We start from the raw sequence: 13,364 nt of genomic DNA on the forward strand, positions 1-13,364 counted from the left end.
GACTGACCACGAGCCTGCGGGTCACAGCGGTGGGGGCGGCGAGCGACATCGCGTGCCCTCCTTCCGAGGGACGTTCGTTCTTCCGGTTCGGGCGGTTCTTTCGGTGGGGGTGGCTGAGCGTGGGGGCGTTCGGGGCGGGCGGGCGGTCGTGTGAGTGAGTGAGTGGGCGGTTTCGGTGCGGCGGTGCAGAGGTGCAGCGATGCGATGGGGTTGTTACGTGGAGCTGTTCCGTGGAGCGTTCCGTGCGGCTGTTCCGTGGAGCTACTCGGTGGAGCCGCTCCGTGGAGCGTTCCGTGCGGCTGTTCCGTGGTGGTGCGGTGGGCCGGTCATGGTGCGGGCCGCTTGGTGGCGGCCGGTCCCATGACCGGCCTTGCCCCGGGGGTGAGTCCGGGGCGGCCGCCCCGCCGTTGGGTGGCGGCGGGGCGGCCGGGGCGCCGGCTCAGGCGGGGGTGGGCCCGCCGGCGTTGATGAGGGCCAGCAGCGCGCCCGGGGTCTCCGCGTCGACAACCGCGTCGTCCGGTATCGACAGGCTGTACTCGCGCTGGATCTGGCCGATGACCTGGAGCAGCGCGAGCGAGTCGTAGCCGAGCTCGATGAAAGGGGTGTCCAGGACGTCGCCGTCCAGGTCGACCCCCTCCTCCTCGCCCGCGCTCTCGCGCAGCATCCGGGTCAGGTCCGCCAGGGTCACCGCGGTCGTCGTGGTCGTGGTAGTGGGCATGGTGTGGTCCTCTCTCTGATCTGCTGGTTCGGCTGGATCTGGGCGGGGGGGTTCTTGGGGGGCTCCGGGGCCGGGGGCTCTTGGGTGCGGGGCCGGTGGCCGGCGGGCTCTCCGGTGGAGCGGCCGGGGTCAATGGCCGGGGTCAGCGCCCGGGATCAGGCGGCGCGGCGCAGTACCAGGGCCGCGTTGAAGCCGCCGTGGCCGCGGGCGAGCACCAGCGCGGTGCGCAGGGCCGCCTCCCGCGGGGCCCCGGTGACCAGGTCGATGCGGTACTCGGGGGCCGCTTCGGGGACGTTGACGGTCGGCGGGATGACGCCGTCGCGCAGCGACAGCAGCGCGGTGGCGACGTCGAGCGCGGCGCCGCCCGCGAGCAGCCGGCCGGTCATCGTCTTGGGTGCGGTGACCGGGACGCCGTGCGGGCCGAAGAGGTCTGCCAGCACCCGGGCCTCGGCCCGGTCCAGCTCGGGTACCCCGGACGCGTCCGCGAAGACGACGTCGATGTCGGCCGGGGTCAGCCCGGCGTCGGCGATGGCGTTCTCGGCGGCGCGCCCCAGCCGGTCCGGCGGTCCCGAGCCGGCCGCCGGCGGCCCGGCGACCAGTCGCGGCGGCGGGTCGAGGGTCGCCGCGTAACCGGCGACCTCGCCGTAGATCTGGGTGGCGCCGCGCTGCCGCGCGGAGTCCGCGTCCTCGACGACCAGGATCGCACCGCCCTCGCCCGGCACGTATCCGCTCGCCCCCGTCCCGAAGGGCAGGAAGGCGCGGTCGGGGTCGCTCTCGGTGCTCATCAGCCCGGAGGCGATCTGCGGCACCCAGCCCCAGGGGCAGAGGGCCGCGTCGACGCCGCCGGAGACGACGAGCGGCACGCCCTTGCGGATGTGCCGGCGGGCGTGGCCCACCGCGTCGATCCCGCCGGCCTGTTCGGTGAGCAGCACCCCGCTGGGGCCGCGCATCTTGTGCCGGATGGAGATCTGGCCGGTGTTGACCGCGTAGAACCAGGCGAAGGACTGGTAGGCGCTGACGTACTCCTTGCCCTTGCTCCAGAGGTTCTGCAGCTCGTGCTGGCCGAACTCGACGGCCCCGCCGGAGGCCGAGGTGACCACGCCCATGCCGTACTCGGGCAGTTGGCCGGGCTCGACGCCGGCGTCCTTGATGGCCCAGTCGGCCGCGGTGAGCGCGAGCCGGGTCATGTGGTCGGTCTGCGGCATCAGCCGGCTGGGGATGTGGTCCTCGGCGGTGTAGCCGGGGACCTCGCCTGCCACGGTCGAGGGATACTGCTCCGGGTCGAAGCGGGTCACCCGGGCGAGGCCGCTCTCGCCGGCCAGGGTGGCCTTCCAGAAATCCTCGGTGCCCAGGCCGTTGGGCGCGGTGACGCCCAGTCCGGTCACCACAGTGGTGGGACTCATGCGAGGTTCCTCTCCGGCCGGGCGAGCACCAGGGCGCTCTGGAAGCCGCCGAAGCCGCTGCCGACGCTGAGTACCGCGTCGGTCCGCTTCTCACGGGCGACCAGCGGGATGTAGTCGAGGTCGAGCTCGGGGTCGGGCTCGTGGAGGTTGGCGGTGGGCGGCAGGATGCCGTGTTCCATCGCCAGCGCGCAGGCCGCGATCTCCAGCGAGCCGATGGCGCCGAGCGAGTGGCCGATCATGGACTTGATGGAGCTGATCGGGGTGTTGTAGGCGTGGTCGCCGAGGCTCCGCTTGAAGGCGCCGGTCTCGTGCCGGTCGTTCATCTTGGTTCCTGAGCCGTGCGCGTTGATGTAGTCGAGCGCCGTGGGGTCGAGCCGGGCCTCGTCCAGGGCGGCGTCGATGGCCTGGGCCATCTCCAGTCCGTCCGGCTTGAGTCCGGTCATGTGGTACGCGTTGCAGCGGGCGGCGAAGCCCGCGATCTCCGCGTAGATGTGCGCGCCGCGCTTCTTGGCGCTCTCCAGCTCCTCCAGGATGAGGATGGCCGCGCCCTCGCCGAGCACCAGCCCGCTGCGGGTGCGGTCGAAGGGCCGGCAGGCGGTCTGAGGGGTGTCGTTGCGCGGGGTCGTCGCGTGGATGGCGTCGAAGCAGGCCGAGGTGATCGGCGAGATCGGCGCTTCCGTGGCGCCCGCGATCATGACGTCAGCGGTGCCCTCGCGGATCAGCTCGACGGCGTGGCCGAGCGAGTCCAGTCCTGAGGTGCAGCCGGTGGAGACGACGGCCGCGGGGCCCTCGGCGCCGGCCGCCCAGCCGACTTCGGCCGCCATCGAGCTGGGGACGAAGTGCCGGTACAGCTCGGGCACCGCGTACTCGTGGTCGACGTTCCACTTCCGGCCGCCGTCGCTGACGACCGCGTATTCGCGCTCCAGGCTGGTCGTGCAGCCCACCGCGCTGCCGAGCGAGGTGCCGATCCGGCCGGGATCGAGGGCGCTGAGGTCGAGGCCGCTGTCGGTGATCGCCTCGCGGGTGGAGACGACGGCGAACTGGGCGGCCCGGTCGAGCCTGCGGATCTCCTGCGGGCTGAGTCCGGCGGCCTTCGGGTCGAAGTCGCACTCGGCGGCGACCCTGGAACGGAACGGTGAGGCGTCGTAGAAGGAGATGGTGCGGGTCGCGGTGCGTCCCGCGGTCAGCAGCTCCCAGTACTCCTTGACGCCGACGCCGCCGGGGGCGACGACGCCCAGACCTGTGATCACGACTCTGCGCATCGCCGCTACCTCGCCTTCGTCGGAGCCGGGTGCCGTTGCCGGCACCCGCCGGTTGGAACTGTGCGGGCCACTGCCGATCCCTTCGTCCATGACGCTTCTGTGAGGTTCGGCGGCCGGGGCGGTACAGGGGTCCTGTCCTCTTCCGCCCCGGTGCCGGGCCCGGGCGAGGGCCCGTTTGTGACGGGCCGTCGTATCCGGTGGGTTCATGGTTGGGCCGGGGCCTCGACAGGCGCTCGCGCCATCCTGGACGGCGCCGGAAGAGCCGGTCGGACGCCCGCTCAGAGCGGCACGTTGCCGTGCTTGCGAGCCGGGATCCCGGCATGCTTCCCACGCAGCATGGCGAGCGAACGGATCAGCACGGAGCGGGTCTCTCCCGGCTCGATGACGTCGTCGACGAGCCCGCGCTCCGCCGCGTAGTACGGGTGCATGAGCTCGGCCCGGTACTCCGCGACGAGCCGGGCGCGGGTGGCCTCCGGGTCCTCGGAGGCGGCGATCTCACGCCGGAAGACGACGTTGGCCGCGCCCTCCGCGCCCATCACCGCGATCTCGTTGGTGGGCCAGGCGAAGGCCAGGTCGGCGCCGATGGAGCGGGAGTCCATGACGATGTACGCGCCGCCGTACGCCTTGCGCAGCACGATGGAGATGCGCGGCACGGTCGCGTTGCAGTACGCGTAGAGCAGCTTCGCGCCGTGCCGGATGATGCCGCCGTGCTCCTGGTCGACGCCGGGCAGGAAGCCGGGCACGTCGACGAGGGTGACCAGCGGGATGTTGAAGGAGTCGCAGGTGGAGACGAACCGGGCGGCCTTCTCCGAGGCGTGGATGTCGAGCACGCCGGCCAGCGCGTTGGGCTGGTTGGCGACGATGCCCACCACCTGCCCGTCGAGCCGCGCGAGCGCGCAGACCACATTGCGCGCCCATGCCTCGTGCACCTCGAAGAGATCGCCGTCGTCCACGATCCGGCCGATCACCGCGCGGATGTCGTACGCGCGCCCGGGGTCGGCCGGGACGAGGTCGGTCAGCTCCTCGGTGCGCCGGTCGGCGGGGTCGTCCCCGCGGGCGACGGGCGGCAGCTCCCGGTTGTTCTGCGGGAGCATCGAGAGGAGATAGCGGACCTCTTCGAGGCAGGTCTGCTCGTCGTCGTAGGCGAAGTGCGAGACGCCGGAGATCTCGGAGTGCACGTCCGCGCCGCCGAGCCCGTTCTGGCTGATCTTCTCGCCGGTGACCGCCTGGACCACGTCGGGCCCGGTGATGAACATCTGCGAGGTCTCGCGGACCATGAAGACGAAGTCGGTCAGCGCCGGGGAGTAGGCCGCGCCGCCCGCGCACGGGCCGAGCATCACCGAGATCTGCGGGATGACACCCGACGCCTTGGTGTTGCGCTGGAAGATGCCGCCGTAACCGGCCAGCGCCGAGACGCCCTCCTGAATCCGCGCGCCCGCGCCGTCGTTGAGCGAGACCAGCGGCGCGCCGGCCGCCTCCGCGAGGTCCATCACCTTGTGCACCTTGGCGGCGTGGGCCTCGCCCAGCGCGCCCGCGAAGGCCCGGAAGTCGTGCGCGTAGGAGAAGACGGTGCGGCCGTGCACGGTGCCCCAGCCGATCACCACTCCGTCGCCGTGCGGCTTCTTGTCCTCCAGGCCGAATCCGACGGCGCGGTGCCGGCGCAGCGGTTCGATCTCGGTGAACGAGCCCTCGTCGAAGAGGAGTTCCAGTCGTTCGTGTGCGGTGAGCTTGCCCTTGGCGTGCTGCCGCCGGGTGGCGTCGGGGTCGGGGCCGCGGCCCACTTCCTCCTTGAGCCGGCGCAGTTCGGCGCGGGCCCGGCGCAGGTCGGGGACGGGGGTCGGGGCCGTGGGGGCCGGGAGGGCCGTGGGGGCCGTCGCGGCCGGAGCCAGATCATCGAGGATCGTCATCGGCCGAAGGTAGGAACGGTGCCTAGAGGTCGGCTGGAGGCGCCCGGCCCGGGCGCCTCCGCGCCACCCCGGTCAGCCGACGGCGCCGGCCGTCACATCCAGCCGCGGGTCGCCGGAGAGCACGGCCTGGTGCAGCCGTTGCAGTTTCGGCGAGGGCTCCATGCCCAGCTCGTCGATGAGCGTGCCGCGCAGCCGCTGGTAGGACTCCAGGGCCCGCCAGGCGTTGCCCGACCGGTGCAGCGCGGTCATCAGCTGGGCGCAGTAGTTCTCGTGCATCGGGTGCCGGGCGACCAGCACCCGCAGCTCCGGCACGATCTCGGTGTGCCGGCCCAGCCGCAGGTCGGCGTCGATGCGCCGCTCCAGGGCGGCCATCCGGTCCTCGTCCATCCGCAGTACCTCCAGTTCGAGGACACCGCCGACCCGTACGTCCACCAGCGCCGGCCCCTGCCACATGTTGAGCGCGCGGCCCAGCAGTTCGGAGGCGGCACGGTCGTCGCCGGCGTCGAACGCGGCCCGGCCGGAGGCGGCCAGCTGCCCGAACTCGTCCACGTCCACCTGGCCCGGCTGTATCTGCAGGAGGTAGCCGCCGTGCTGGGTGACCAGGACGTCCTTGGCCGCGCGCAGCGGGTCTCCGTCGAGCGCCACCGCGATCTTGCGGCGGAGCTGGAGGATGTACGTCTGAAGGGTGGTGGCGGCGCTGCGCGGAACGTCCTCGCCCCAGATCTCCTCCATCAGCGTCGGCACCGTCACGACGTGATCGGCCTGCAGGGCGAGCAGGGCGAGGATCTGTCGCGGCTTGGCGGCGCTGGGCACCACCGAAACTCCGCGCTCCACTGCCGTGAGCGGTCCCAGAACTTTGATCTCCATGGTGAGCTCCCCCTTTCGAGCCGTACCCGTCGGTCATCCGCCCGGCGGTTCTTCTCGGAGCATTGAGTGACGGTCGCACGGGGAGGGAGGCCGGGCACAGTGAGCGGCTCATGAACGCAATCATGAAAATGTCATGCCGTGATGGTGAGTGCGGCACTGTGCGACCGGTGGTCGCTCACCGCAGAATCCTTGCCCAGAACCTGTTCCACCGCAGCGTCCGTCACATGAGGGGGATTCTTATGGGAACCAGCGCGTCCACGCCCGATGCCACGGCCATCCGCACCGCTACCGAGGACCACCGATTCGCCGAGCTGGCCGCTCGGACCGGGCTGGAGCCCGAGCTGGCGCAGCGGTACGCCACCGACCCTGTGTCGGTGCTCGCGGAGTTCGGCATGTCGGCGGCGGAATCCCACTACATGAGCGCGCCGGCGGGCGACGAACAGGCCGCGATACTCGCGGAGTTCGGGCTGTCGGCGGCCGAGCCGCTGTACATGGGCGCCTCGCTGGTCATCGAAGACCTCTATCGCCCCGCGCCGGCCGGCCTCGCGTCGCCGACCTGGACCTACATCCCCGAGCCCGGCCCCGACACCCGCTCGGGCGTGGCGTCCGCATGACCCTCGGGCCCTCCCCGAAGGACCCGCTGGTGGGGTTCAAGCAGCATCTGCGAGCCGAGGCGGTCGCCGGAGAAGCCGTGTACCTGCTGTCCGCGGGTGGCGTCACGGCACTGCACGGTCCGCACATCGAGGCTCTGGCGCCACTGCTGGACGGCACGCGCACCCTGTCGACGGTGCTCAAGGAGGCTTCGGCCACCATGCCGATGGCCGAAGCGGGCCGCGCGGTCGGCCGCCTCGCCGAGGCGAAACTGATCGGCTATCGCGCCGCGGCGCGCGGCGGCCGGGTGGACAGCGCCGTCCAGGCGTACTGGGATCTGGCCGGTCTGGAGAGCTGCGCGGCGGAGGAGAGCATCGCCCGCACCTCGGTGTCCGTGCTGACCGTGGGCCGCGCGGACCCCGAGGCGGCTCACGCGGCCTGCCGCGCCGCCGGGCTGACCGTCTCCGGGGCCGGTGGCGGGCCCGCCGCCCCCGACGGCGCCGCAGACTTCCTCCTCGTGCTCTGTGACGACTATCTGGCCCCGGAACTGGCGGAGTTGGACGCCGGCTGCCGGGCGGCGGGCCGGCCGTGGCTGCTGGCCAAGCCCTACGGCGCGGAAACCTGGGTGGGACCGGTCTTCACGCCCGCGAAGGGGCCGTGCTGGTCCTGCCTGGCGCAGCGGCTGCGCGGACACCGAGCGGCCGAGGGCCCCGTCCAGCGGGCCCTGCGGACCGACCGGCCGCTACCGGTGCCCGAGGCGTCACTCGCGGCCGGCCGCGCGATGGGTCTCCAGGCAGCGGTCCTGGAGACCGCCAAGTGGGTGGCCGGGATGCGGCACCCGGGGCAACAGGCCGTGTACGTGGTGGACACCTTCAACCTGCGCGCCCGCCACCACCCGGTGTCCCGGCGTCCGCAGTGCCCCGAGTGCGGCGACCCGGAGCTGGTCGCGGAGCGGGTACGGCGTCCCTTCGTCCCGGTGTCCCGCCCCAAGGCCGCGCATACCGGCGGCAATCACCGCACGCTGCGCACCGAGGAGGTGCTCTCGCGCTACCGCCATCTGATCGGTCCCGTGACCGGGATCGTCACCGAGATACGGCCCGCGCCGGGCGCGCCCGCAGGCATCAACTGCTCTGTATCCGGACCGAATCTGGCCATGCGGGACAGCTCTCTGGCGGGAGTGCGCAGCGGTCTGCGAGGGCTGAGCGGAGGCAAGGGCGTCACTGCCCTCGAGGCTGAGGTCGGCGCGCTGTGCGAGGCCGTGGAGCGCTACTGCGGGACTCGGCAGGGGGACGAGCCCACCGTTCACGACTCGCTGCGAGGCCTCGGCGACCAGGCGCTGCACCCCAACTCCTGCCAGCTTTTCGACGAGCGCCAGTTCCGCGACCGGGCGCGCTGGAACGCCATCCATCCGGCCTTCCAGCAGATCTGCGCCCCGTTCGACCAGCGGCGCCCGACCGACTGGACGCCCGTCTGGTCGCTGACCTCGCGGAGCCATCGGCTGTTGCCCACCTCGATGCTCTACTACACCCCCCGGACCGTCGGCGCGGCCGGCGGCCTGCCCTGGGCGGACTCCAACGGCAACGCCGCGGGGACCAGCTTGGAGGACGCCGTGGTGCAGGGCTTCCTGGAACTCGTCGAACGGGACGCGGTCGCCCTGTGGTGGTACAACCGCACCCGCCGGCCGGCCGTCGACCTGGACGCCTTCGACCAGCCGTGGCTCGCGGAACTGCGCGCGGCGTACGGCCGGATGAACCGGGAACTGTGGGTCCTCGACCTCACGTCCGACTTCGGCGTCCCGGTCATGGCGGCGCTCTCCCGCCGGACCGACAAGCCGGCCGAGGACATCGCATTCGGCTTCGGAGCGCACTTCGACCCCGAACTCGCGCTGCGCCGTGCCATCACCGAAATGGGACAGCTGCTCTCTCCGGTCGCCGAGGCAAAGGCGGACGGAACGGGATATGCCGTCATGGAGCCCACTCTGCTGTCCTGGTGGACCGGCGCGACGGTCACCAATCAGCCATATCTCCTGGCGGATCCAGCCGAATCCGGCCGCATACCGGACAGTTACGGCTACGTCCCTCAAGCTGACCTTCGCCAGGATGTCGAGACAGCCGAAGCCCTGGTCCGCGAACGCGGAATGGAGTTGCTGGTCCTCGACCAGACACGTCCTGACGCGGAGCTTCCCGTGGTCAAGGTGATCGTGCCGGGACTGCGGCACTACTGGGCCCGCTTCGCGCCCGGAAGGCTCTTCGACGTGCCGGTCCAGCTCGGTCTGCGGGACCGTCGCACGCCGTACCACGAGTTGAATCCCATCCCAATGTTCGCATGAACCAAGTTCCTCCCTCGATGCACGCAAGCGGGTCCGACACGGCTCGATTGGGCCTATATTCAGGTCCAACTTCGACTCTTGGACGCGTGCCAGGGAGGTGAGCGATGTCAGGCCGTTTCGCCAACGCGGAAGAGATTTTCCCGGAAGAGGCGACTGGAGAGGCTCCGGGCGGGCGATTTTCCCCCCCGCCGGAGCCGCGGCTCTCGGGGGCGTGGGACGCCCTGCCCGATCACGCCATTCCCGCCCCGCGGCTCGCCTGGGCGATCACCACGGTCGTCATCTGCAGCTTTGCCGTCATCGCCCTGCTGAACGTGCTCTCGGCGGCTGCCACCAGCGCCAAGATCGAGCTGTGCCTGTTCTGTGTCGTCACCATATTCGTGGTGCAGTTCCTGCACTGCTCGCCGCGAGCCCGGCAGTGGCCGATGCGGCGAAAGGTCATCACGCTCGGCATCCAGACCATCCTCACCTACCTGCCGTTCCTGGCCTTCGGGATCACCTGGGGCAGCATGGCGGGGCCGCTTGCCGGATCGATTCTGCTGATGGTGCGCTCCAACTGGGCCTGGGCGCTGTTCGCACTGGTCGAAGCCAGCCTCATCGCCTACAGCCTGTTCCTGGGGCTCGGCGTCATCAGCCTCATCTACATCCCGGTCACCACGGCGATGACCGGCCTGGTCATCTACGGCCTGACCCGGCTGACCGACCTCGTCCATGAAGTGCACGCCACCCGGGGCGAGATGGCGCGGATGGCGGTGACCCAGGAACGGATGCGCTTCGCCCGCGACCTGCACGACCTGCTGGGCTACAGCCTCTCCGCGATCACGCTCAAGTGTGAGCTGACGTATCGCCTGGTGGCGACCAGGCCGGACCGGGCGCGCGAGGAGGTGGCCGAAATCCTGGACGTCTCCCGGCAGGCCCTGTCCGACGTGCGGCTCGTGGCCAGCGGCTACCGGGACATGTCACTGCAGGAGGAAGCCGAATCAGCCTGCTCCATCTTGACGGCCGCGGACATCCGGGCGACGGTGGTCATCTCCTGCGGCCGGTTGCATCCGGTCATCGACACCGTTCTCGCCACGGCCCTGCGGGAAGGGATCACCAACATCCTGAGACACAGCAAGGTACAGGTCTGTACCATTACAGCCACAGTCGGAGCGGAAACGGTACGCCTCTGCCTGGTCAACGATGGTGTCGCCGAACAACCGCGGGCCCCGGCCCCCCACAGCGGCAGCGGCATCGGTAATCTCCACACGCGGCTCGACGCGGTGGGGGGGCGGGTACAGACTCGAATACGGGACGACGGCCGCTTCCAGCTCACGGTGGAAGCCCCCCTGCGGCCGGCATCCACGGCGGTGCAGCAGGACGAAACGGCCGCGAGACCCGCGGCCTGACCATGCGGGTCCGACGCATGGCCATCAAGCATCAGGTAGGTCCGGGGGGACTGTTGCTGTACGTGAAGATCCTGCTGGCCGAGGATGTGCACATGATCCGCGGGGCGCTGGTCGCCCTGTTGCAACTGGAGCCGGACTTCGAAGTCGTGGCGTCCGTCGACCGCGGCGACGCCATCGTGAAGGCCGCACTGGAGACCCGGCCCGACGTGGCCGTCATCGATGTGGACCTGCCCGGCATCGACGGCCTCACCGCCGCCGCCGAGTTGCGTGAGCAGTTGCCCGCGTGCCGGACCCTGATCCTGACCAGCCTCGGCCGCCCCGGCATCCTGCGGCGGGCGCTGGCCGCGCAGGTCACCGGCTTCCTGCTGAAGGACGCCCCACCGGACCGGCTGGCGCACGCCGTACGGTCCGTCGCCTCGGGGCAGCGCGTCATCGACCCGCAACTCGCCCTGTCCGCCTGGGACTCCCCGGAGAACCCGCTCTCACCGCGCGAGATCGAGGTGCTCCGGCTCGCCGCGCAGGGCGCCGACGCGGCCGAGATCGCCGGCTGCCTCTACCTCTCCAAGGGCACGGTCCGGAACTACCTCACGGCGATAGTCACCAAGCTCAACGCGCGTAACCGGATCGACGCGGTACGGATTGCTGACGAGGCGGGGTGGATTCCCTGAGCCCGGATCGGGGCTTGGGCGCAAACGGTGTCCTCAAGCGCCGGACGGGCTGAATTTTCAGCCCGTTGGGGGCACCTCCCGGACGAAGTCTGGGGGATCTTGAGGACACCCACCCACCGGCCTGCGCGTGAAGATCACCGCTACCCCCCGTCCGCGACCCCCAGCAACGCGTCCAGCAACCCCTCATCCAACGCGGTGAGCACGGAGAGGTCCGCGACCTCTCCGAACCCCGCGTCGTACACCGCCGTACTCACCACGTACCGCCCCCCGTCCACCGCGAACGTGGCGAACCGCCATTCGGTGCCGCCGATGCGGCTGCCGTCGGGCCGCACCAGCCGGGCCCCGTTCGCGCCGCGCGGCTCCAGCGCGAAGCCGAACTCGGTGAAGCGGAAGCGCAGTCCCTGACCGAGGGCCTTGCTGTAGGCCTCTTTCAGCGTCCAGAGCCGGACCAGCAGGTCATTGCGCGCGGCGGGGTCCGACGCGTCGAGCCGCGCCCGTTCGTACGGGGTGCAGGTCTGGGACTCCGAGCCGGTGCCGGCCATCCGGCGGTCCGCGAGTTCGACGTCGACGCCGATCCGGCCCTTCCGGGTGATCCCGACGACCATCATCTCCTCGGTGTGGCTCAGGCTGATGTCGATCTGGTCGCAGCCGCGCACATACGGGCGCCCGCCCGGCTGGTACGCGAGGTCCACCAGCTCGGCGGCGGTATCGATCACCGCGGCGACGGCGTGCCGGACCAGCAGCCGGGAGGCGGCGAACCGCTCCCGCATCCGGGGCTGCGACAGCGACTCGTAGCGCGGCCAGTCGCGCCCCAGCAGCGGGCGCAGCAGCGCGGCGTCGTCGGCGTGCGGACGCCAGGCCGGGACCCGCCCGAACATCACCACGGTTCCGGTGTCGGAGAGTTCCGCCCGCACCCGGTCCCAAGGGCCGCGCGGGCCTTCGGTCTCCAGGGGACGCGGAACGGTGTCCGCGGCGTCGGCCACCTCAGGTCCTCGCCAGCGCGGTGTTGAGCGGCCCGGCGTCCAGCGCGGAGAGCACTCCGGCCAGATCGACCGCGTTGCTCTCCGGCCCGCGGCACATGGCGAGGCAGATCGGACCCGAACGGCCGCCCAGCCGACGCAGGAAGGGGGTGAGGACCACCCGCGGGCCGATCTCCACGATGTGGCTGGGCGTCTGCTGGGCGAGCAACTGCCGCGCGGCGTCGGCGAAGCGCACCGGGGCGGTGATCTGCCGGGTCCAGTACGGGGCGTAGAGCGGCTCGTTGGTGAACCGGCCGTGCACCGTGGAGTAGAAGGGCAGCCGCGGCGCGCCGCCGGGCAGCCGGCGCGCGACCACCTCGAACTTGGGCACCACCGGCTCCATCAGCGGGGAGTGGAAGGGGTGCGTCACCTTCAGCGGGGTGCTGGCGATGCCGCGCAGCGCAAGCCGGTCCTGGATGCGCTCCAGGCCCGCGAGGTCCCCGGACAGCACGGTGGCCTTGGCCGCGTTGATCGCGCTGATGCTCACGCCGGGTTCACCGGCGGCGAGTTCGGCGGCCTCGTAGGAGGGGGCGCAGGTCGCGAGCATGCCGCCGTTGGAGGGCAGGTACTGCATGAACGCGCCGCGCAGCGCTACGAGTTTGGCGGCGTCGGCGAGCGTCAGCGCGCCGGCGATGGCGGCGGCGGCGAACTCGCCGATGCCGTGCCCCAGCACCGCGACCGGGCGCACGCCCGAAGCCTCCAGGGTGCGGGCGAGGGCGTACTCGACGGCGAACAGCGCCGGCTGGGTGAACGCCGTCTGGTGGATGCGCAGGTCACCGCTGAGGATCAGGTCCACGACGGACAGCCCGGTGTACGGCTGGAGCGCGTCGGCGGCCTCGTCCAGGAAGGTGCGGTAGTCGGTGGAGTGCAGATACAGCCCGGAGGTCATGCCCGGGTGCTGCGAGCCCTGACCGGTGAAGACGAAGGCCGCGCGCACCTGGCCCGCGTCGCCCGGCCGCGGGTCGCGCAGCGCGAACTGCCACGCGAGCGAGCGGACGGTCGGGTACTCCCAGATGTCGGTGGGGTCGATCAGCGGGCCGAACTCCTCCTCGATGTCGCCGTAGAGGCTGAGCGCGGCGACCGAGTCGAGCCCCTGCTCGGCGAACGGCACGGTCTCGTCCACCGGCCGGCCGAGATAGCGGGTCAACCGCTCCGTCAGCCAGTCGGCATAGGCAAGTTCGCGCGATTCACGCGGAGGTACGGACATCACTCGCT

The 13,364-nt window shown here is 71.4% G+C and carries 11 protein-coding genes; 4 read left to right on the forward strand and 7 right to left on the reverse strand.

The annotated features are described in order from the left end of the window. Positions 1-439: 439 nt before the first annotated feature. The 5 genes from QMK28_RS15340 to QMK28_RS15360 all read right to left on the reverse strand — a co-directional run bounded on the left by QMK28_RS15340 (position 440) and on the right by QMK28_RS15360 (position 6,157). Entirely contained in the window at positions 440-718 is a 279-nt protein-coding gene (locus QMK28_RS15340) for an acyl carrier protein (RefSeq protein ID WP_326438138.1), read from the reverse strand. A gap of 155 nt (positions 719-873) precedes the next feature. Next, positions 874-2,121 (reverse strand): ketosynthase chain-length factor, encoded by a 1,248-nt coding sequence (locus QMK28_RS15345; RefSeq protein WP_326438139.1) that lies wholly within the window; start codon positions 2,119-2,121, stop codon positions 874-876. Continuing rightward, a complete protein-coding gene (locus QMK28_RS15350) occupies positions 2,118-3,383 on the reverse strand; it encodes a beta-ketoacyl-[acyl-carrier-protein] synthase family protein (protein WP_326438235.1) in 1,266 nt (421 codons plus the stop codon). Before QMK28_RS15350 ends, QMK28_RS15345 begins: the two co-directional genes overlap by 4 nt. 278 nt (positions 3,384-3,661) lie before the next feature. Beyond that, positions 3,662-5,290, reverse strand: a complete 1,629-nt coding sequence (locus QMK28_RS15355) for an acyl-CoA carboxylase subunit beta (RefSeq protein ID WP_326438140.1) — start codon at positions 5,288-5,290, stop codon at positions 3,662-3,664. Positions 5,291-5,362: 72 nt separating this feature from the next. Continuing rightward, a complete protein-coding gene (locus QMK28_RS15360; protein ID WP_326438141.1) occupies positions 5,363-6,157 on the reverse strand; it encodes an AfsR/SARP family transcriptional regulator in 795 nt (264 codons plus the stop codon). Between the two features lie 239 nt (positions 6,158-6,396). On the opposite strand from QMK28_RS15360, the gene QMK28_RS15365 reads away from it, so the two are divergent. The 4 genes from QMK28_RS15365 (at position 6,397) to QMK28_RS15380 (ending at position 11,130) form a co-directional block, all read left to right on the forward strand. Next, positions 6,397-6,771 (forward strand): hypothetical protein, encoded by a 375-nt coding sequence (locus QMK28_RS15365; protein ID WP_326438142.1) that lies wholly within the window; start codon positions 6,397-6,399, stop codon positions 6,769-6,771. Further along, positions 6,768-9,077: a TOMM precursor leader peptide-binding protein gene (locus tag QMK28_RS15370; RefSeq protein WP_326438143.1), complete on the forward strand. Its 2,310-nt coding sequence runs from the start codon at positions 6,768-6,770 to the stop codon at positions 9,075-9,077. The genes QMK28_RS15365 and QMK28_RS15370 overlap by 4 nt, the downstream gene beginning before the upstream one ends. Positions 9,078-9,181: 104 nt before the next feature. Continuing rightward, on the forward strand, positions 9,182-10,462 hold the full coding sequence (locus QMK28_RS15375) for a sensor histidine kinase (protein ID WP_326438144.1): 1,281 nt from the start codon (positions 9,182-9,184) through the stop codon (positions 10,460-10,462). Between the two features lie 17 nt (positions 10,463-10,479). Then, positions 10,480-11,130, forward strand: a complete 651-nt coding sequence (locus QMK28_RS15380; protein ID WP_326438146.1) for a response regulator transcription factor — start codon at positions 10,480-10,482, stop codon at positions 11,128-11,130. A 140-nt stretch (positions 11,131-11,270) separates the two neighbouring features. Here the strand turns inward: QMK28_RS15380 and QMK28_RS15385 are convergent, their stop codons facing one another. After that, entirely contained in the window at positions 11,271-12,113 is an 843-nt protein-coding gene (locus tag QMK28_RS15385; RefSeq protein WP_326438148.1) for a 4'-phosphopantetheinyl transferase family protein, read from the reverse strand. 1 nt (position 12,114) lies between these two features. Further along, positions 12,115-13,356, reverse strand: a complete 1,242-nt coding sequence (locus QMK28_RS15390) for an acyltransferase domain-containing protein (protein WP_326438150.1) — start codon at positions 13,354-13,356, stop codon at positions 12,115-12,117. Positions 13,357-13,364: the final 8 nt, after the last annotated feature.

The sequence above is a fragment of the Streptomyces sp. H27-D2 genome (assembly GCF_035828615.1).
Classification (GTDB): Bacteria; Actinomycetota; Actinomycetes; order Streptomycetales; family Streptomycetaceae; genus Streptomyces.

Bases quoted from the DNA above. Each gene is read 5' to 3' on its own strand.
- QMK28_RS15340 (WP_326438138.1), bottom strand. From the start codon at position 718: ATGCCCACTACCACGACCACGACGACCGCGGTGACCCTGGCGGACCTG.
- QMK28_RS15345 (WP_326438139.1), bottom strand. From the start codon at position 2,121: ATGAGTCCCACCACTGTGGTGACCGGACTGGGCGTCACCGCGCCCAAC.
- QMK28_RS15350 (WP_326438235.1), bottom strand. From the start codon at position 3,383: ATGCGCAGAGTCGTGATCACAGGTCTGGGCGTCGTCGCCCCCGGCGGC.
- QMK28_RS15355 (WP_326438140.1), bottom strand. From the start codon at position 5,290: ATGACGATCCTCGATGATCTGGCTCCGGCCGCGACGGCCCCCACGGCC.
- QMK28_RS15360 (WP_326438141.1), bottom strand. From the start codon at position 6,157: ATGGAGATCAAAGTTCTGGGACCGCTCACGGCAGTGGAGCGCGGAGTT.
- QMK28_RS15365 (WP_326438142.1), top strand. From the start codon at position 6,397: ATGGGAACCAGCGCGTCCACGCCCGATGCCACGGCCATCCGCACCGCT.
- QMK28_RS15370 (WP_326438143.1), top strand. From the start codon at position 6,768: ATGACCCTCGGGCCCTCCCCGAAGGACCCGCTGGTGGGGTTCAAGCAG.
- QMK28_RS15375 (WP_326438144.1), top strand. From the start codon at position 9,182: ATGTCAGGCCGTTTCGCCAACGCGGAAGAGATTTTCCCGGAAGAGGCG.
- QMK28_RS15380 (WP_326438146.1), top strand. From the start codon at position 10,480: ATGGCCATCAAGCATCAGGTAGGTCCGGGGGGACTGTTGCTGTACGTG.
- QMK28_RS15390 (WP_326438150.1), bottom strand. From the start codon at position 13,356: ATGTCCGTACCTCCGCGTGAATCGCGCGAACTTGCCTATGCCGACTGG.